Source organism: Defluviitalea phaphyphila, assembly GCF_001466305.1.
Classification (GTDB): Bacteria; Bacillota; Clostridia; order Lachnospirales; family Defluviitaleaceae; genus Defluviitalea_A; species Defluviitalea_A phaphyphila.
Window position 1 is genome coordinate 1 of the sequence record NZ_JWID01000012.1, and the last position, 19,116, is coordinate 19,116.

General features: G+C 28.7%; 16 protein-coding genes and 1 pseudogene. All 17 read right to left on the reverse strand.

All coding sequences use genetic code 11. From position 1 onward, the window contains the following. Positions 1-112: 112 nt before the first annotated feature. Positions 113-1,942 (reverse strand): glutamine--fructose-6-phosphate transaminase (isomerizing), encoded by a 1,830-nt coding sequence (gene glmS / locus OM90_RS08595; protein WP_058486484.1) that lies wholly within the window; start codon positions 1,940-1,942, stop codon positions 113-115. A gap of 24 nt (positions 1,943-1,966) precedes the next feature. Then, positions 1,967-3,319 (reverse strand): phosphoglucosamine mutase, encoded by a 1,353-nt coding sequence (gene glmM / locus OM90_RS08600; protein WP_058486485.1) that lies wholly within the window; start codon positions 3,317-3,319, stop codon positions 1,967-1,969. Positions 3,320-3,533: 214 nt separating this feature from the next. Further along, positions 3,534-4,892 (reverse strand): CdaR family protein, encoded by a 1,359-nt coding sequence (locus OM90_RS08605; protein WP_058486486.1) that lies wholly within the window; start codon positions 4,890-4,892, stop codon positions 3,534-3,536. Then, a complete protein-coding gene (cdaA, locus tag OM90_RS08610; protein WP_058486487.1) occupies positions 4,885-5,754 on the reverse strand; it encodes a diadenylate cyclase CdaA in 870 nt (289 codons plus the stop codon). The genes OM90_RS08605 and cdaA overlap by 8 nt, the downstream gene beginning before the upstream one ends. Positions 5,755-5,825: 71 nt before the next feature. Then, a complete protein-coding gene (locus OM90_RS08615; protein WP_058486488.1) occupies positions 5,826-8,234 on the reverse strand; it encodes a homocysteine S-methyltransferase family protein in 2,409 nt (802 codons plus the stop codon). Between the two features lies 1 nt (position 8,235). Further along, complete coding sequence (locus OM90_RS08620) at positions 8,236-8,871, reverse strand: vitamin B12 dependent-methionine synthase activation domain-containing protein (protein WP_058486489.1); 636 nt, start codon at positions 8,869-8,871, stop codon at positions 8,236-8,238. Positions 8,872-9,138: 267 nt separating this feature from the next. Further along, on the reverse strand, positions 9,139-10,083 hold the full coding sequence (locus OM90_RS08625) for a hypothetical protein (RefSeq protein ID WP_058486490.1): 945 nt from the start codon (positions 10,081-10,083) through the stop codon (positions 9,139-9,141). After that, entirely contained in the window at positions 10,037-10,498 is a 462-nt protein-coding gene (locus tag OM90_RS08630; RefSeq protein WP_058486491.1) for a hypothetical protein, read from the reverse strand. Before OM90_RS08630 ends, OM90_RS08625 begins: the two co-directional genes overlap by 47 nt. A gap of 192 nt (positions 10,499-10,690) precedes the next feature. Then, positions 10,691-11,878 carry a putative glycoside hydrolase gene (locus tag OM90_RS08635; RefSeq protein WP_058486492.1) on the reverse strand — a complete coding sequence of 396 codons (1,188 nt, stop codon included), beginning with the start codon at positions 11,876-11,878 and terminating at the stop codon, positions 10,691-10,693. Between the two features lie 204 nt (positions 11,879-12,082). Then, positions 12,083-13,567 (reverse strand): annotated as a pseudogene (lysS, locus tag OM90_RS08640) (lysine--tRNA ligase); the annotation flags it as partial. A gap of 20 nt (positions 13,568-13,587) precedes the next feature. Continuing rightward, positions 13,588-14,064 (reverse strand): transcription elongation factor GreA, encoded by a 477-nt coding sequence (gene greA / locus OM90_RS08645; protein WP_058486494.1) that lies wholly within the window; start codon positions 14,062-14,064, stop codon positions 13,588-13,590. A gap of 121 nt (positions 14,065-14,185) precedes the next feature. Further along, complete coding sequence (locus OM90_RS08650; protein ID WP_058486495.1) at positions 14,186-15,130, reverse strand: hypothetical protein; 945 nt, start codon at positions 15,128-15,130, stop codon at positions 14,186-14,188. A gap of 77 nt (positions 15,131-15,207) precedes the next feature. Continuing rightward, on the reverse strand, positions 15,208-16,182 hold the full coding sequence (gene dusB, locus OM90_RS13000; protein WP_058486496.1) for a tRNA dihydrouridine synthase DusB: 975 nt from the start codon (positions 16,180-16,182) through the stop codon (positions 15,208-15,210). Positions 16,183-16,191: 9 nt separating this feature from the next. Then, on the reverse strand, positions 16,192-16,959 hold the full coding sequence (locus OM90_RS13005; RefSeq protein ID WP_058486497.1) for a type III pantothenate kinase: 768 nt from the start codon (positions 16,957-16,959) through the stop codon (positions 16,192-16,194). Positions 16,960-17,024: 65 nt separating this feature from the next. After that, complete coding sequence (locus OM90_RS08665) at positions 17,025-17,624, reverse strand: ECF transporter S component (RefSeq protein WP_058486498.1); 600 nt, start codon at positions 17,622-17,624, stop codon at positions 17,025-17,027. A gap of 129 nt (positions 17,625-17,753) precedes the next feature. Further along, positions 17,754-18,116, reverse strand: coding sequence for a DUF6145 family protein (locus tag OM90_RS08670; protein WP_058486499.1), 363 nt, complete (start codon positions 18,114-18,116; stop codon positions 17,754-17,756). 11 nt (positions 18,117-18,127) lie between these two features. Then, on the reverse strand, positions 18,128-19,108 hold the full coding sequence (locus OM90_RS08675; RefSeq protein ID WP_058486500.1) for a biotin--[acetyl-CoA-carboxylase] ligase: 981 nt from the start codon (positions 19,106-19,108) through the stop codon (positions 18,128-18,130). Positions 19,109-19,116: the final 8 nt, after the last annotated feature.

Below are 19,116 nucleotides of genomic sequence, written 5' to 3' on the forward strand. Positions count from 1 at the left end.
CTGCATTTACTACGGGATTATGGAATGAACTTTATTTTTATGGAGCGAACTTTATTTTAATGGAGTGAACTTTATTTGAATTATACATTTATTTTTAATTTAAATTTATAATCTATTCCACTGTTACGGATTTTGCTAGGTTTCGTGGTTTATCTACATCATGGCCTAGGGCTGTTGCCATGTAGTATGCAAAAAGTTGTTGAGGGATATTTGCAAGTAGGGATGTAAATATCCATGGGGTTTCTGGAATATAGATTACTTCGTCTGCTGTTTTTTCTATTTCTGTATTTCCTTCTAAGGTTATTGCTAGGACTTTTCCGCCTCTTGCTTTAATTTCTTTTAAATTACTTATTGTTTTTTCGTATAAGCTTTCTTGTGTTAGTATTCCTATAACTAAGCTTACATCTTCTATAAGGGCTATTGGTCCGTGTTTTAGTTCTCCAGCAGCATAAGGTTCACTATGAACATAAGCTACTTCTTTAAGTTTAAGGGAACCTTCCATAGATACCATGTAATCCAGCCCTCTACCAACACAAAATACATTTTTGGAATTTATATAATCTTCGGCTAATTTTTTAATCTTTTCTGATTGTTTAAGTACTACATCTACTTTTTCTGGAAGTTTATATAGTTCTTCTCTTAGTTCTTTAAATCTATCTTCTGTTATTTTTCCCATTTCTAAAGCTATATGCGTTGTTAATAGATACATGCAAGCTAATTGAGCTGAATAAGCTTTAGTAGATGCTACAGCTATTTCTGGTCCTGCCCATGTATATAATACATCATCTGCTTCTCTTGCTATTGAACTTCCTACTACATTAACTATACCTAGTACTCTTGACCCTGCTTTTTTAGCTAATCTAAGGGCTGCTAAGGTATCTGCTGTTTCTCCTGATTGTGAAAGCACTATCATAAGGGTTTTATCGTCTAATACTGGGTCTCTATATCTAAATTCTGAAGCTACTTCTGCTACTACTGGAATTCTTGCTATTCTTTCTAGAAGATATTTTCCTATAAGTCCTGCATAATACGCTGTTCCACAGCCTATAATATATATTTTATTTATATTTTCTAACTCTTTTTTAGAAAGTTTAATATTATCTAATACAACCTTGTTTTGATTTTCTGGAAGACGTGGCATTAGGGTATCTTTTACTACCTTTGGTTGTTCAAAGATTTCTTTTATCATAAAGTGTTCATATCCACCTTTTTCTGCAGCTGCCACATCCCAAGTTACTTTAAATATTTCTCTATTTATCTCTTCTTTTTCTTTATTTAAAATTTTTACATCGTCTTTTGTTAAAATAACTATTTCTTCATCTTCTAATAAATATACATCTCTTGTATATTGTAAAATTGCTGGTATGTCTGAAGCAATAAAGTTTTCTCCTTTTCCTAATCCTACAACAAGTGGGCTGTCTTTTCTTGCTGCTATTAACTGATCTGGATGATCTTTAAATAAAACTCCTAAAGCATAGGACCCTTCTAATTTATCCATAGCCTTAATTACAGCATCTACTGGGTCATTATTATAATAAGAATCTATAAGATGTACTATTACTTCTGTGTCTGTTTCTGATGAAAATTTATAACCTTTATTTATTAATTCTTCTTTTATTTCTAGATAATTTTCTATGATTCCATTATGAACTATTGTAATGGTTTGATTACTATTTGGATGAGGATGGGCATTTTGATCTGATGGTGCCCCATGGGTAGCCCATCTTGTATGCCCTATTCCAATTGTCCCTAAAACTTCTTGCCCTTCTAGTTTTTCTTCAAGATCTTTAAGTCTTCCTTTAGTCTTTTTAATGTCTATACCTGCTCCATTATATACAGCTACACCTGCTGAATCATATCCTCTATATTCTAATTTTTTTAATCCATCTATTAATATTTTTAAAGCTTGCTTTTCTCCTATATATCCTACTATTCCACACATATTAATTCTCCTCTCATATTTTAATTATTTATTTAATTCTATTTTTATAAGCTCTGCTAATTTTTGAGCTTCTTCTTTTAATATCTTTTCATCTTTTCCTTCTATCATAACTCTAACTAAAGGTTCTGTTCCTGAAGGACGAATTAGAACTCTCCCTTCTCCTTTAAATTTTTCTTCTAAATCTTTTATAGCATTTTTTATTTTTTCATTTTCTAAATAGCTATTTTTCTTTTCATTAGGAACTTTAGCATTAACTAAAACTTGAGGTAGTACTTCCATGACAGAAGCTAACTCTGAAAGGTTTTTACCTGTTTTTTTAATTACTGATAAGAGTTTTAAAGCTGTCAGTATTCCATCTCCTGTTGTATTATAGTCAAGAAATATTATATGTCCTGACTGCTCTCCTCCTAATTTATAATTTCCTTTTAACATTTCTTCTAGAACATATCTATCTCCAACCTTTGTTTTCTCTATACTTATTCCATTTTTTTCGCCCATTATAAAAAATCCTAAGTTGCTCATAACGGTTGCAACTATTGTATTGTCTTTTAATGCATTTTCTTTTTTCATTTGAAGACCACAGATTGCCATTATCTGATCTCCATTTACTAAATTCCCTTTTTCATCTACTGCTAGGCATCTATCAGCATCTCCATCAAAGGCAATTCCTAAGTCTGCTTTATGTTTTTTTACTGTTTCTTGTAAATTCTCCATATGAGTAGAACCACAATTTTCATTTATATTACAACCATTAGGTTCATTGTTTATTATTATAAGTTCTGCTCCTAGTTCTTCTAATACTTTAGGTCCTGCCATGTAAGCTGCTCCATTAGCACAATCTAATGCAATTTTAAGACCTTTTAAATCAACCTCAATACTTGATTTTAAAAATTCTATATAATCATCTAAAGCTTTATTATCTTCTATAATACTTCCTATTTCATTACCTATAGGAGTAGGCAATTTTTCTTTATTATCTAATATAATTGCTTCTATTTCTTCTTCTAGTTCATCTTTAAGTTTATATCCTTCACTATTAAAAAATTTAATGCCATTATATTTTACTGGATTGTGGGAAGCAGAAATAACAACTCCTGCATCAGCCTTATACTTTCTTGTAAGATATGCTACTGCTGGAGTAGGTACTACTCCTATTTTTATAGCTTTTGCTCCGACTGAACAAATCCCTGCCACTAAAGCAGCTTCTAACATACTACCTGATATTCTAGTATCTCTTCCAACTAAAATTCTAGGCTGATGATTTGTTTCTTTTGTAAGAATATATGCGCCTGCCTGCCCTAATTTAAATGCTAACTCAACAGTTAATTCTGCATTGGCTACTCCTCTTACTCCATCTGTTCCGAATAGTCTTCCCATCTTAATCTCCTTTCGATTTTATTCTAAATATGTATAATATTCTATGAACATCCTCACTCATTATAACACTATGTTAATATGTAAACAATAAATATACGAAAAAAACTATACATCTTTTAATATTGGTATATACATGTTTTGAATGTGGTATAATATTTATATTTTATATATATGCTTTTAAATATAAATTGTACACAAAAAAAGGAGTGATTTTTCACTCCTCTTCTTTGTTATCTATAATCTCTTCTTCTTTATTCTCTTCGCTATTTTCATTATTATTTTCTTCATATTCAGATAAAACTTCTTCATCTTCTTTTTGATCTTCAGAATTTATTAGTTCAATTTCAACCATAGGAGTTTCTCCTACTTGTTTAAACCCTTTTGGGATACTAAATTCTACTGGAACTGTATATTTACCTTCATCATAATCTAAAACATCAATGCTTCCTACAATCATATTTTCAGTAATTTTATTTACTTCGTCTTCTATTCCTTGAATATATAAGGTTACTTCATCTGTGATATATCTAAATTGCATTTTTGTACTTATGGTTAATCTAGATGTTGGTATTTTAAATTCTTTTACTATTTCTTTTTTTACTTCTATAGTTACAGAGACCTTTGTTGATGTATCATCCCATCTTATAACTCCTGATGGAAGAATAATATCTGGTTTAAATGTAGTGGTCGTATCTAAATCTTCAAATATAATCGTTGAAAGCTCTACTTGATTTAAATCATCTACTACTTCTTCACTTCCTACAACAGTTATTTCTTCTGGTTCTATCTTTATTCCTGTTAAAACATATCCTTCAGCATAACTCCCCTCTATTTTAGGTTGTAAAGATACTATTCTTTTTTTACCTACACTGATATCTACTTCTACACCCTCAATATTTTTTTCAAGGTTTGAAATTTCTTTTCCTTCTGAATCATATATTTTAGGCTCAATATTATATTCTTTTTTGTCTGTTGAAATATTTGTTACATCTACTTCTACTTTAACAGAATCTATACTATTTATAAGGGATTCTGCTCCAGTTATAGTTATTTCACTAGGATTAACTGTAGATTCTAAAATAACATATCCATCTTTAGCTGCCCCTATAGTGTCTACTTGTATAGGTTTTGATACAGTTTTTATTTCTTCTAAAACTACATCTAAATATCTAATTTGATTTCTTTCCTCAAAAATTACTCCTTTATAATCATCAGAAAACGATACAACTATAGGTATTTTATTGACTTGGTCCGCACTAGTATATCTAAATAATTCTAAATCTGCTGTAGCAGTGATAACATCTAAATACCTCTTATTATCTTTTAATTCTTCTAATGTTAATCTCTTCCCTCTTATACTAACACTAATAGTTTTATTTTCTATTTCTTCCATATTAGATATAACTAAATTATATCTTGAAGTTATTTCTTCTATATTTTCAAGGGTTACTGGTATAGTAAATGTCATAGTTTCTTCTGGATTTTCAATATTAATTACTACAAGCCATAAACTTATGGCTAAAATAATTGATAAAATTTTCCATTGTATATTTTTCCCAAAAAACTCATTCATGTTTGTGTCTGCCCTTCCATAATACCAGTTTTTTCTTTTCTATTTTTTTGTTTTGTTTATTCATAAGTATCTTTCGAATAAAATCCCCATTTACATTTCTTGTAAGATTGCCAGATTGTACTATAGATATAAACCCTGTTTCTTCTGATACTACAATTATAACAGCATCAGAAACTTCACTTAATCCCAAAGCTGCCCTATGCCTAGTTCCTAAATCTTTACTTATTTCTAAACTATCTGTCAAAGGAAGGTAGCAAGTTGCTGAAGCTATTCTATTATTTTTAATAATTACGGCACCATCATGCAAAGGTGTATTATGTTCAAATATATTAATAAGCAATTGAGAAGTTATTACAGCATCTATTTTTATTCCTGTTCTTTCATACTCTCCTAGTTTTATATCCCTTTCTATTACAATAAGAGCTCCTGTTTTACATTTTGCCATATGATCAACAGCCTTTATAATAGCTTCCATAGAACTTTGAGAAATATTTTCATCTTTTTCCTTTTGATCATCAAAAACCATAAAAGATGAAAATAAATTTCCTCTACCTAATTGTTCCAAGGCTCTTCTAAATTCTGGCTGAAACACAACAAACACAGCTATAATTCCTACAGATATGGTATTAGATAATATCCACCAAACTGTATTTAATTTAAAAACATATGCTATTATGGCTACTGAAAAAATGACAAAAAGTCCTTTAAAAAGTGCCCAAGCTCTAGTGTCTTTAATCCATGTAATTATTTTATATATAAGATATGCCACAATAAGTATGTCTATAATATCTACAATTCTTATATTTGGAATGCTAGTAATTGATAATTTTAATTGTGAAAGAAAATCGCCAAAAGAGTTCAACCCTATTCTCCTCTTTATTATAATCTTATTTTAATTATAACATGTTTCCTGAAATTTTGCTAAATTTTTTCCTATTTATTATTTCCTACAAACTCTTGTGCCAATCTTACTGCTTCTATAGCATCAGAAGCGTATCCATCTGCTCCTATTTCTTTAGCATATTCTTTAGTTATTACTGCTCCTCCAATCATAAATTTAACTGTTAGATTTTCTTTTTTAGCTTTTTCTATTACATTTTTCATTTCTACCATGGTAGTAGTCATAAGTGCTGATAATCCTATTATTGGAGCATTACTTTCTTTTGCTTTATTAATTATATCGTCTGTAGGTACATCTTTCCCTAAATCTATTACTTCAAAACCATAATTTTTTAACATAAGACCTACTATATTTTTCCCTATATCATGTATATCTCCTTTAACCGTTGCAATTACTACTTTTTCTTTTGTTTTGTTATTATCTTTTTTAAGAAGTAAAGGTTCAAGATAATCAAAACCTTTTTTCATGGCCTCTGCACTTAATATTAACTGTGGCAGAAAATATTCTTTTTTGTCGTATAAATCTCCTACTTTATTAATTGCAGGAATTAAGATTTCATCTACTATATCAAAAGGTTGTATTCCTTCATCAAGAGCATCTTTTATAAATTCTATAATTTCTTCTTTTTCCCCTTTTAAAACAGAATTATAAATTTTATCTCTAGTATTTTCTTCTTTCTCTTTAGAATATATATTTTCATTTTTAACATTTCCAAAATAAGATATGTAATTTTTACAATTTTCATCTCTTCCTATTAATACATCTCCTGCCATCTTTAATTCCATTAGATTTTCACTGCTAGGATTGGCTATAGCCATATTAAGTCCTTTTGCCATAGCCATCATTAAAAATCCTGAATTTAGCCATTTTCTCTCAGGAAGTCCAAAAGATATATTAGAAAGTCCTATGATAGTTGAAACTTTTAATTTTTTCGAAGCATATTCTATCACTTTTAATGTTTCTATAGGTGCTTTATTATCAGAAGATACTGTCATAACTAATCCATCAACTACCATATCTTCTTTATTGCATCCTACTTTTTTTGCTTCTTTTAATATTTTATCAATAATAGCTATTCTTCCTTTCGCTGTGCTTGGTACTTCTTTATCATCTAGTGGCAATGCAATAAACATAGCTCCATATTTAGCAGCAATGGGTAATAATTTTTTCAACTTTTTTTCTTCTCCTGATATGGAATTTATAAGGGCACGACCTGGATAAATTCTAAGAGCTTCTTCTATCACTTCTGGATTAGAAGAATCTATACATAAAGGAAGTTCACTAAAAGTTGATAGATTTTCTATAACTTTAATCATAATTTCTTTTTCATTAATTCCATGCATTCCTACATTAACATCTAACATGCTAGCACCTTTTTTTTGCTGTTCTATGGCAAAACGCCTTACCTCTGATAGTTTTCCTTCTAGTAGTTCTTGTTGAAGTTTTTTCTTTCCTGTGGGGTTAATTCTTTCTCCAACTATTTGTAAGGGAGTTTTTTCTCCTATAAAAACAGTTTTTCTAACTGAACTAACTGCACTTTCTCTTTTTTCTTTCCAGATTTTTGGAGTATATTTTTTAGCTTTTTCGCTTAAAAGTTTTATGTATTCTGAATTTGTTCCACAACATCCTCCTATAAGATTGACTCCTATTCGGGCAAATTTGTCTAGATATTCTGAAAATTCTTTGGCTCCTAAATCATAGAATAGTTTCCCATCTTTTACTATTGGCAATCCTGCATTGGGTTTTACAAATATTGGCACAGAGGAAACTTTCTTCATTTTTTCTGCAATAGGAATCATATCCTTAGGTCCTGTTGAACAATTGCATCCAATGGCATCTGCTCCAAGGGATTCTAGGGTAATTACTGCTGTTATAGGGTCCGTTCCTGTTAGGGTTTTTTCTTCTTCTTGGAAGGTCATACTCACCATAACAGGTAAATTAGTACTCTCTTTTACTGCTAAAAGAGCTGCCCTTGCTTCTTGAATATCTATCATTGTTTCTATTATAAATAAATCTACTCCTCCTTCTAAAAGAGCATTTACTTGTTCTTTATATACCTCTACTGCTTCTTCAAAAGATTTTTCTCCAAAAGGCTTTATAAATTCTCCTGTAGGGGATAGATTCCCTGCTACTAATGCTTTATCTCCAACAGCTTTTTTTGACAGTTTTACTAATTCTATATTTATTTCTCTTACCTTTTCTTCTAAACCAAAGGATTTAAGTTTCCATCTATTTGCTCCAAAGGTAGGAGCATATACTATCATTGACCCTGCTTCTACATAAGATTTTTGAATATCTATTATAGCATTGGGATTTTCTAATATCCATTGTTCTGGACAAGCTCCTTTAGGCATTCCTTTGTTCTGTAGTTCTGTTCCTGTAGCTCCATCTAAAATAACTATTTTTTCTTTAAGAATTTTATAAAATTGTGTTTTATCCATTTTATTCATCCTTTCGTACATCTTCTATCCCACATATAGCTGTTACTGATTTTTCTGGTACCATCATATAGGTTTTTGTTAACTTCATTCCTATTTTTTCTAACTGTAATTCTTCAAAAAATATCTTTTGATATTCTAATCCTAAATCCCCATAACCTGGGCTATATCTAAAGGAAGTTATTTTTTTTGCTTCTTTTTCTAAACTTTTATTAACAAAATCCATAATCCAAGCTACGGTTTTATCGGCTACTTGAGAAGCTGTAGAATCAAAAATTACAGCTTTTATGGAATTTTCCTTTTTAATTTCATCTTGTATTTTATCTATTATTTCCATACCTATAGTAGAAGCTGCTAAAACTACTTCCTTGCTGTCTTTTAAAAGCTCTGCTAAACTTTTGCTTTCTATTAAATGTTTCCCTATGGTAACACTATTTTTAGTTTTTTTTGTTATGGGAAGAATTAAAAAAGCTCCCCTAGGATGGCAAAAACTTACCCCTTCCCAAATTATTTCTTCAATATTTGCCATTTGATTTTCATCTAATCTAGTTTTATTTTTTTTATAACCTAATCTATAAAGTATCCTATCTATTGGAGGGTCAATCCAGATATTCTCAAAATATTTTATGTTTTTATCCATAACCTACTCCTAATCTTCAAAATTAAGATAACTATAATTACCTTTTATTATTATATCGTTCAATTATTATCTTTAATAAATTCACTATAAAATTCATCGCAAATAAATATTATGAATAAAATATCATATTAATGATTTAAAGGCAATAAATTTCTTTTTTATTTTATGGAATTACTATTATTAATATTATTGGTTATAAAATAATGAAATAAAGTTTTTAAATGCTCAAATATTAAATTATTTATAAAAAAAGAGTAACTAAATTAGCTACTCTTTTTTTGTATCTTCTACAATTCTTTTTATTTCTCTTCTAGGTTTTTCTACAATTATTTTAGGAATAACTTTTACATAGTAATAATTTTCTTCATCTTCAAATTGCACTTTTTCAGCTCTAGAATAGTCTACTACTCTATGGAAAAACTGAATTATAAACATCAGAAACATAGAAAAAATCGTTGATAATGCCATTGCTAAAGCATCTATATCTATATTTACACTTAATATTCCCGTTAAAAATCCAATTATATTAATCACTGCTCCTAATACTATAGCTATATACCAAGAATAATCAAAAGACATTCTACTAATATAATATACTGCTATTATCACCACAGCAAAAATAATCACTGTAGTTATAACTGTTTCATCATCGGTAATCCACTTAATTGTAGATATATACATTTTAGTTAATTCACTGATTATATCCATAGTTTCTTTGGATTTCATATCAATAAGTACATAAATATGAGGAATAAAATACCATATCAATGTACCAAAAGCAATAGGAATAATGCTAGAAATCCCCATAAACAATCCTGCAAATAAAGGAACTACATAAGGAATTTTAAAATTAAATCCTAATAATACTGCTAATATAAGCAAACTTTTCTTTGGAAATAATCTAATATATAAAAGATAAATGATAATGGAAAATACAAAAACTAATATAGCAGCTCCAACAGAAACAAATATTAAATGAGTAGTTATCATAAAAATAATAAGTAGAAAAAACCACTGAGCTGAAATAATAGTAGCAATAATACTAAATAAAATTCCTATGGGAAGTTTGGTCATAACTGAAGCATAACCCATCTTACTTATACAATTAAAAATTATTAAGGCAACTATAAATTTTAACACAGGCATTATAAGTTTTTCATTTTTTTTATAAAAGCCAATCATCATTTCTCTTATTTGATAAATTTGATTCATAAGTTTTTCTTTTAACCTCCTCTTGTTTCTTTAAAGGGGCATGTTCCTCTAGTTGATTTAATATATTTAAATATCTTTTTATTCTTTTTTCAGCTTCCATATATTTTTTTTCATAAATACTTTTAGATAAAATAGAATAAAATATAAGTAGAACTATAATAATGCTTCCTAGACCTATCCCATAAGTTTTATAATCTATACTAAAAATATCTATTTTTTCTACAAACATTTTATGAAATAAAATTAACCCTACTATTAAAAGACTAACAATTAATACGGATATCCTTGTCCACCAATTTTTTATATAAATATAATCAGATTTATAATATTTATTAATTTTTTTATCTTCAGTTCCATAATTTTTTTCATAAATAGCTAATTTAGTCATAAGCTTTATCTTTTCCTCATCAATCAAATATTAATCTCTCCTTTCTAAATCATATTCATATATTATTTTTATTTAAAATCTTTTATTTTCTTATATAGTTCTCTTTTTACCATCTATTATTATACCACAATATATAGCCACTTAAATTAATTTTATAATTTTTATATAAAATTTTTACAATAAATTTAATATTTTAATAATAAAAGGTGCGTTTTGCACCTAATTATTTTCAGGCTCTAATGCTCCTACAGAATAAATATTAGAAGGACTCCATAAAAGCCATTCTTCTAATCCTGCATCATAAGTAGCTTGTATTTGTTCTCTAACTTGTTTTTCTCCATATACTTGATAATGATCAATCCAATTTGCTGTAAAATCTTGAAGCCAGGGTCTAACTATTGGTCTTTCTTCCTCTGGAAGTTGTGAAAGTTTTTCATTAGAAGCTTTAAGAGCAGCTAAAATTGTTTCATAGGGTTGAAGGTCTGGATATTTTATACCAAAAGAGCCATCAGCATAATGGGATGGATAAATCATAGGACAAATATAATCTAGATGTCTTGCCATTTCTACATAATCTTGTCCTATAAGATCTGCATCTATTTTACTTGTAATAATTGTACCAAAAACATCAGCAGATACAAATACTCCTAAAGGTTTTAACTCCTTAGCTGCATATTCTGTAAATTCTGCTATAATCTCTGTTTTACTTTTTTCTTCTGCTAAAGGCCCTAAATCTACAGAACTCATACCAGCAGAAGTGTCAAATCTTATATAGTCAAATTGGATTTCTTTAAATCCTACTCTTGCTGCTTCCTTTGCTATATCTATAATATATTCCCATGATTCTTTATTATAAGGATTTACCCAGGCAGTTTTTTTAGCTCTAAATATACTTCCATCTTTATTTTTAATAGCTAAATCTGGTCTTTTTTCTGGCAAAAGTGGGTCTTTAAATACCACTATACGAGCAATAGGAAAAATATTATTTTCTTTTAATTTATACATTAATTCGTTAATATCTCTAATACCTACATTATCAGTTGCTCCTATTTCTTTAGCTAATGGAACATCTGCTTTAAAGGTTAATAATCCTTCATCATTTTTTACGTCTATAACCATAGCATTAATTTCTGTAGTATTTGCAATCTCTATTAATTTATCCATATATTTAGAACTTCCTGCTATCCAGCCTGATACATAAATTGCTTTTATTTTCTTAGGCTCTAAAAAAGTTGAATAATTTATCTCAGGTTGTTCCATATAATTTTCAAAAGAAGTAGCATAAACTTTTGTAGTTTCCTCATTTTTTGTATTTTCACTTTCTTTCGTTTTATTATTACATCCTACAAGACTTAAAATTATGCAAAATAAAACTATACATATTCTAGCCCTTTTATTAAAGTTCATCTATTGTATCCTCCAATTCTGTTATTACCATTAAGCCTTATTATACCATATTAAAAAAAATTATTCGACATATTTAAACTATATTTATTATATGTATAATTAATTTTAATACAATAAAATTATCTTTATATATTTATGAAAAAATAATAAAAAATGCTAAATAAAAGCAATCTTTTATTTAGCATTTTTTACTTAATCTCTAGGTTTCATTGTTGGGAAAAGCAATACATCTCTTATGGAATAAGAGTTAGTTAAAAGCATTACAAGTCTATCTATCCCTATTCCTAATCCTCCTGTTGGAGGCATACCATATTCTAAAGCTAATAAGAAGTCTTCATCTATCATATTAGCTTCTTCATCCCCTGCTGCTCTTAATGCTTCTTGATGTTCAAATCTACTTCTTTGATCAATAGGGTCATTAAGTTCAGAAAAGGCATTTGCAAATTCTCTTGCTGTTATAAATAATTCAAATCTTTCTGTATAATCGGGGTTATCTGGCTTTCTTTTAGCTAAAGGAGAAATTTCTACTGGATGATCCATAATAAATGTAGGTTGTATAAGATTTTTCTCTGCATATTCTTCAAAAAATAAGTTTAAGATATCTCCTTTTTGATGATGTTCTTCATATTCTATATTATGCTTTTTAGCAATTTCTCTAGCTTCTTCTAAAGTATTTATTTCATTAAAATCAACATTTGCATATTTTTTTACTGCATCTAACATGGTAAGTCTTTCAAAGGGTTTTTCTAAATCTATTTCATAATCACCATAAGTAACTTTAGCTGTTCCTAATACATTCTTTGCCACAGTACGAATTAAATTTTCTGCTAAATCCATCATTCCATGGTAATCTGTATATGCTTCATATAATTCTAGAAGAGTAAATTCTGGATTATGTCTAATAGACATTCCTTCGTTTCTAAATACTCGACCTATTTCATATACCCTTTCCATTCCTCCTACAATCAGACGTTTTAAATGAAGTTCTAGGGCTATTCTCATATACATGTCCATATCAAGGGTATTATGATGGGTAATAAAAGGTCTTGCAGCAGCTCCTCCAGGAATTGTATGAAGTACAGGGGTTTCTACTTCTAAATATCCTCTATCATCTAAGAACTTTCTTATTTCTTTAATAATAGCGCTTCTTTTTATAAAAGTATCTTTAACTTCTGGATTAACTATTAAATCTAAATATCTTTGACGATATCTAAGGTCTGTATCTTTTAATCCATGCCACTTTTCTGGAAGTATTTGAAGACTTTTAGAAAGGAGAGTTACTTCTTTAACTTTAATAGATATTTCTCCCTTTCTAGTTTTAAATACTTCTCCCTTAACTCCTATAATATCCCCTATATCAAAACGTTTAAATTCATCGTAATTTTCTTCACCTATGCTATCTTTTCTAACATAAGCTTGTATTTTCCCTTCGCGATCTTGTATATCGCAAAAAGACGCTTTCCCCATAATTCTTTTAGACATCATACGACCTGCTACAGAAACAAATTGTCCTTCCATTTTTTCAAAGTTATCATGAATTTCATTACTATGATGAGTTACATCATATTTTACTAACTTAAAGGGGTCTTTACCTTTTTCTTGAAGCTCATTAAGTTTTTCTCTTCTAATTTTTAAAAGTTCATTAATATCTTCTTCTGTTCCTATGCGAACTTCATTTTCATCAGCCATTTTATTTCCTCCTCGGTTTTTTATCTATATATTTCAAGTATTTTAAATTCAAGTTTTCCATCAGGCACTTCAACCTCAACTGTATCTCCAACTTTATGACCTAGGAGTGCCGCTCCTACTGGAGATTCATTAGATATCTTCCCTTCTGTTGGGTCTGCTTCTGTAGACCCTACTATAGCATAATCTAATTCTTCATTTAACTCTATATCTAAAATCTTCACTCGGCAACCAAGATTTATTACGTCTACTCCTACTTCATCCTCATCTATTACTTGGGCATTGCGAAGAATTTTTTCTAATTCCACAATTCTTGTTTCTATTTCTCCCTGTTCTTCTTTAGCTGCATCATATTCCGCATTTTCAGAAAGGTCTCCTTGGGCTCTTGCTTCTTTAATTTTTTCTGCAACTTCCTTCCTGCGAACTGTTTTTAATTGTTGAAGCTCATCTTCTAATTTTTTTAAACCTTCATAGGTCAAAACTACCTTTTTCTCTGCCATAAAGCAACTCCCCTTCTACTAACAGTTAATTAAATTTGTATAATATACGATTTCTAAGCAGCACTTTTTATATCCTTAGGATTATAACGTAACTAGAATATCTTGTCAATATCATGATTTGTCAATGTATAATATTACCATATTGACATAAAGATTTTACTTCCCATCCATCTTTTTTTATTTCTTTAGTAATTTTTTTTATATCTTCTTGGGTATATTTTTTTGATAATAATCTATTAAACCATGGTTTTGAAATAAACCACAACATCTCACAAAGGTCAGTAGTAATTTTTTTGTTTTTAATTGACAATATTATATCATCTATTACTTTTATATCAGGCCTTTTTAAAAGTATATTTTTTACTACTTCTTTATTAGTCCCCATATAAAAATATATTACTTCTCTCATAGCATAATAAAAATAAGTATGTGTATTATCCATACAATCAATGATAACATTAGTGTTTTTTAAAGCTGTCCTATTATTATATGATAAAAGTTGTAAATTTAATCCGACATCTTCATATATTTTTTTAGCTTTAATTTTAAATCTTTCTACATCATCACTTATTATACTTAAATAATTTACATGAGGATACACTATATCTAAAATTAAATCTGTATTTTTATTTTTCCCATCTAATATGGCTATTTCTACTGTTTTTAAAGGTTTATTTATAATTTTTAAAGATTTTAAAATTACTTGATAAATAAATAAAGGAAAGATTATTTCCCCTTTTGCTATTGGAATAGAATATGAATATATATTCGACTTTTCTTTTGGTGGAATTATAATTCTGACACTATTTTCCTCCAAAATTTCCATGGTTTTATCAATAATTTCTTGCACATATTTTCTAGACTTCTTTTCTATATCTTGTAATAAAATGGGTAATACCACTTTAAAACCATCTACTCCTAATATTGATACTTCTTCTATATTTAAAGGGCAATTTTTTAAAATATATTTATCTCTTAAAAAAAGAGGCATTTTTTTAATCCAATTGTATTTATATTTTACATCATAAATATTATTTGCCCATTTTAAATAAGCATATTTTTTCACCTTATCCCTCCCTTTATTCTTTATATGATTGTATGAGAAGGCATAAAAAAATATGCTTTATGGAATAAGATGAAATATTAATCTATGTTTCTATATTTTTCTAAATAATCTTTCAAAAGATGTTCTAATTCTTCATAATTTTTAGCTTCATTAACTTTATTTCTTAAAACTCCTGCCCTTACTAATCCTTTAGTATACCATGATACATGTTTTCTCATTTCTCTTATACCAATATATTCTCCTTTAAATTCTATAAGCATCTTAGCATGTCTAAGAGCCATTTCTATTTTTTCCTCTGGAGTAGGTTCTTCTAAAATTTCTCCTGTTTTTAGATAATGATTAATTCTTTTAAAAATCCATGGGTTTCCTTGAGCTCCTCGCCCCACCATAATACCATCACATTTTGTTTCATCTAGCATTTTTTTTGCATCTTCTGGTTTAAATATATCTCCATTTCCAATAACGGGAATTGTTACTGCTTCTTTTACTTGTCTAATTATATCCCAGTCTGCTTTTCCACTATAGAATTGTTCTCTTGTTCTTCCATGTATTGCTATAGCTGCTGCTCCATTTTCTTCAGCTATCTTTGCAATTTCTAAAGCTGTAATACTACTATCATCAAAACCTTTTCTAATTTTTATTGTAACTGGCTTTTTAACAGCTGATGAAACTTTCTTTACTATTTCTCCTACCAATTTTGGATTTTTCATAAGAGCAGACCCTTCTCCATTTTTTGTGATTTTAGGAGCAGGACATCCCATATTTATATCTATAATATCTATATCACTATCTTCTATTTTCTTTGCCATTTCTCCTAAAATATTAGGGTCTGAACCAAATAATTGTACTGCTATGGGATGTTCTTTTTTATCTACTGTCATTAACATTTCTGTTTTTTGATTGTTATATAAAAGTCCTTTTGCACTAACCATTTCTGTATATACTAATCCACATCCCATTTCTTTACAAAGAAGCCTAAAGGGTAAATCTGTAACTCCCGCCATAGGAGCTAAGCAAACGGGATTATTAATTATTAAGTCTTTAATTTTCATAAAATCCTCCTACTTATTCTTCTCATAAATAATTTTAAGTCCTTGTAGGGTTAAAAATCCATTTACTTCTTCTATTGTTTTTGATTCTGGAGCAATTACTTTGGCTAATCCTCCAGTAGCAATAACCCTTGCATTAGGAGCTTTTATTTCTTTTTTAATTCTTCTAACTATATAATCTACCTGCCCTACATATCCATATACTAAACCAGATTGTATGCTGTCTATGGTATTTTTACCTACTACTCTTTTTGGTTTTTGTATTTCTACTTTCGGTAACTTAGCTGCTCTTTGCCATAAAGCTTCAGCTGAAATATTTATTCCCGGAGCAATAACTCCTCCTATATACTCTCCATCTTCACTAATTACATCAAAAGTAGTGGCTGTTCCAAAATCAATAATAATTGCAGGACCTCCATATAAATACATTGCTGCTACTGCATTTACAATTCTATCTGCACCTAATTCTTTAGGATTATCTACCCTTATGTTAATTCCTGTTTTTACTCCTGGTCCTACAATTAAAGGGTTGATTTTAAGATACTTTCTAATACCATGTTCTAGAGAATACATAATATCTGGAACTACAGAAGCTATTACAACTTGTTCCATATCATTAATATCTACTCCATTATGCTTTAGTAAATCATATATAAACATTCCTAGTTCATCTGAAGACCTATAAGCTCTTGTGGTCATTCTCCAATAAGCAATCATTTTATCTTTTTCATAAGCACCTAAAACAATATTAGTATTTCCAACATCAATAGTTAGTATCATTTTACCTGCCCTCTTTCTTTATATATAAAAGCAGACACATTAATTTTAGTGTCTGCTTATAATCCCTAAATATTATATATTTTTTTTAATGCTTTTACAATGATAACTGATAAAATTACTGATACTACCATCTCAGGAATTCCATTAGCTGTAGCAATACCAAATAAAATGGTTTTTGCTGTTCCTACTTTCCCGGCACTACTAAAAGCTTCTACAATCTCTTTTGCATAAATTATATACATCATTCCTAAGACACATACAGTATTTGTAAGACTTCCTACTGCTCCTCCTACAATTATTGATACATATTCCCCTGCAAATTTTTTAATACCATAATATGAATAATAAGAAGCTATTCCTACTAATATCCTTGGAATGACTGATACTAAAGGATTCATTAATGCAAAAGATAATATACTTGTAGGTTGAGTTACATTTCTAATTAACCTAGCAAGTCCAAAAAATAATCCTACAATTCCTCCTACTAAAGGTCCGCCTAGAATTCCTCCAATAATAGTTGGAATATGTGCAATAGTTGCACTAATTAAAGGAAGTCTTATAGTGCCGATAGGGGTAGCATCAAGTAGGATAGAAATGGCTATTAACATCCCTGTTATAACCAATTTCTTTGTAGAACTTTTGCTTGTTAATACTGTGTTATTCATTTTTTCACCTCCGTTCTCGTTCCAAAAGGATACAAGACGTATTACTTATAAAAAATTATGTAGTCCGACTTCTTACAATTTATAAGAATGTCAGCTACAAATTCAATTATATCAAAAAAAGTTAAAATTTCAATATTGTTTATCTTTTTTAAGAATTTCTTCTTTTATAGCTTGTCCTTCTTCAGTTTTATACATTATATACCATAATCTAAGCATTTTAAGTAATTTACTTTTTTCTTCTTCTATTCTTTTTATTTCTAAAGATACTCCTATTTCATCAAAATCATAATCACTTTCCTCTGCCCTTGCTTCAAAATAAATTTCTCCATTTTCATAGAAACCTATAATAAAAATTCCATGTAATTTTTCTGCTAAAGAAATACAAAGAGTTCTTATTTCATTTCTAATAGCCGTTGGGATATCATCAAATTCTGGGTTACTATAATATTTTTGTGTATAATAAGAAGCTGCAAATACAACTTTTTTATTCATTATGTCCCCTCCTAAATATAGCCATATAATCCTCTTACAGATACTTCGCCTGAAAAAACAGTTATAATTTCTCCATCTTCTTTTTGTACTATAAGTTCTCCTTCTTCTGATATATCTATAGCTTTTCCTACAAAACTTTCCTTATTACTATTTATTTTTACATCTTTATTAAGAGTTAAACAATAATCTTTATATTCTTCTAAAAATTTATTTAAATTTTTATCTCTAATAAAAATTTCATAATATTTTTCAAATTGCATAATTATTTCTTGTACAATTTCTTTTCTATTATATTTTTTATTTCCTTCTATTTTCAAAGAACTTGCCTTATCTTTTAAATCTTCTGGGAAATTTTCATTATTAACATTTACACCAATACCCAAAATTATATAATCTATTTTTTCCATCTCTGCACTCATCTCTGTTAAAATACCACATACTTTCTTTTTATTTATAACTATATCATTAGGCCATTTAATCTTAACATCTAATCCTGTTACTTTTTCTATAGCTTTGCAAACAGATAGTCCACCTAATATAGTTATCTTAGATGCATCTAAAGGAGAAACTAAAGGACGAAGTATAATAGACATCCATATTCCAAGTCTAGGTGGGGAAATCCAACCTCTACCTAATCTTCCTTTTCCTAAGGTTTGTTCTTCCGATATAATAATAGTACCTTCTTTTGCCCCATTAACTGCCATTTTTTTTGCCTCTTTATTAGTTGAATCAATTTGATAATAATGATATATATCTTTTCCTAAGTATTTTGTTTTTAAATTATATGAAACTTCTTCTTTTGTTAATAAATCTGGAGTTTCTTTAAGATAATATCCCTTATTAGTACTAGATTCTATTACATATCCTTCTTTTTTTAAGCTAGAGATTACTTTCCATACAGCAGTCCTTGAAACTCCTAAAGCTCTACTTATCTCTTCTCCTGATATATATCCTTCTTCTTCTTTTAAAATTTGTAAAACTTTTGATTTCATATCTTCCC

Excerpts from the sequence above, each read along its gene's own strand:
- glmS (WP_058486484.1), bottom strand. The coding sequence starts at position 1,942 with ATGTGTGGAATAGTAGGATATATAGGAGAAAAGCAAGCTTTAAAAATA.
- glmM (WP_058486485.1), bottom strand. The coding sequence starts at position 3,319 with ATGGGAAGACTATTCGGAACAGATGGAGTAAGAGGAGTAGCCAATGCA.
- OM90_RS08605 (WP_058486486.1), bottom strand. The coding sequence starts at position 4,892 with ATGAATGAGTTTTTTGGGAAAAATATACAATGGAAAATTTTATCAATT.
- OM90_RS08615 (WP_058486488.1), bottom strand. The coding sequence starts at position 8,234 with ATGGATAAAACACAATTTTATAAAATTCTTAAAGAAAAAATAGTTATT.
- OM90_RS08620 (WP_058486489.1), bottom strand. The coding sequence starts at position 8,871 with ATGGATAAAAACATAAAATATTTTGAGAATATCTGGATTGACCCTCCA.
- OM90_RS08625 (WP_058486490.1), bottom strand. The coding sequence starts at position 10,083 with ATGAATCAAATTTATCAAATAAGAGAAATGATGATTGGCTTTTATAAA.
- OM90_RS08635 (WP_058486492.1), bottom strand. The coding sequence starts at position 11,878 with ATGAACTTTAATAAAAGGGCTAGAATATGTATAGTTTTATTTTGCATA.
- greA (WP_058486494.1), bottom strand. The coding sequence starts at position 14,064 with ATGGCAGAGAAAAAGGTAGTTTTGACCTATGAAGGTTTAAAAAAATTA.
- dusB (WP_058486496.1), bottom strand. The coding sequence starts at position 16,182 with ATGAAAATTAAAGACTTAATAATTAATAATCCCGTTTGCTTAGCTCCT.
- OM90_RS13005 (WP_058486497.1), bottom strand. The coding sequence starts at position 16,959 with ATGATACTAACTATTGATGTTGGAAATACTAATATTGTTTTAGGTGCT.
- OM90_RS08665 (WP_058486498.1), bottom strand. The coding sequence starts at position 17,624 with ATGAATAACACAGTATTAACAAGCAAAAGTTCTACAAAGAAATTGGTT.
- OM90_RS08670 (WP_058486499.1), bottom strand. The coding sequence starts at position 18,116 with ATGAATAAAAAAGTTGTATTTGCAGCTTCTTATTATACACAAAAATAT.
- OM90_RS08675 (WP_058486500.1), bottom strand. The coding sequence starts at position 19,108 with ATGAAATCAAAAGTTTTACAAATTTTAAAAGAAGAAGAAGGATATATA.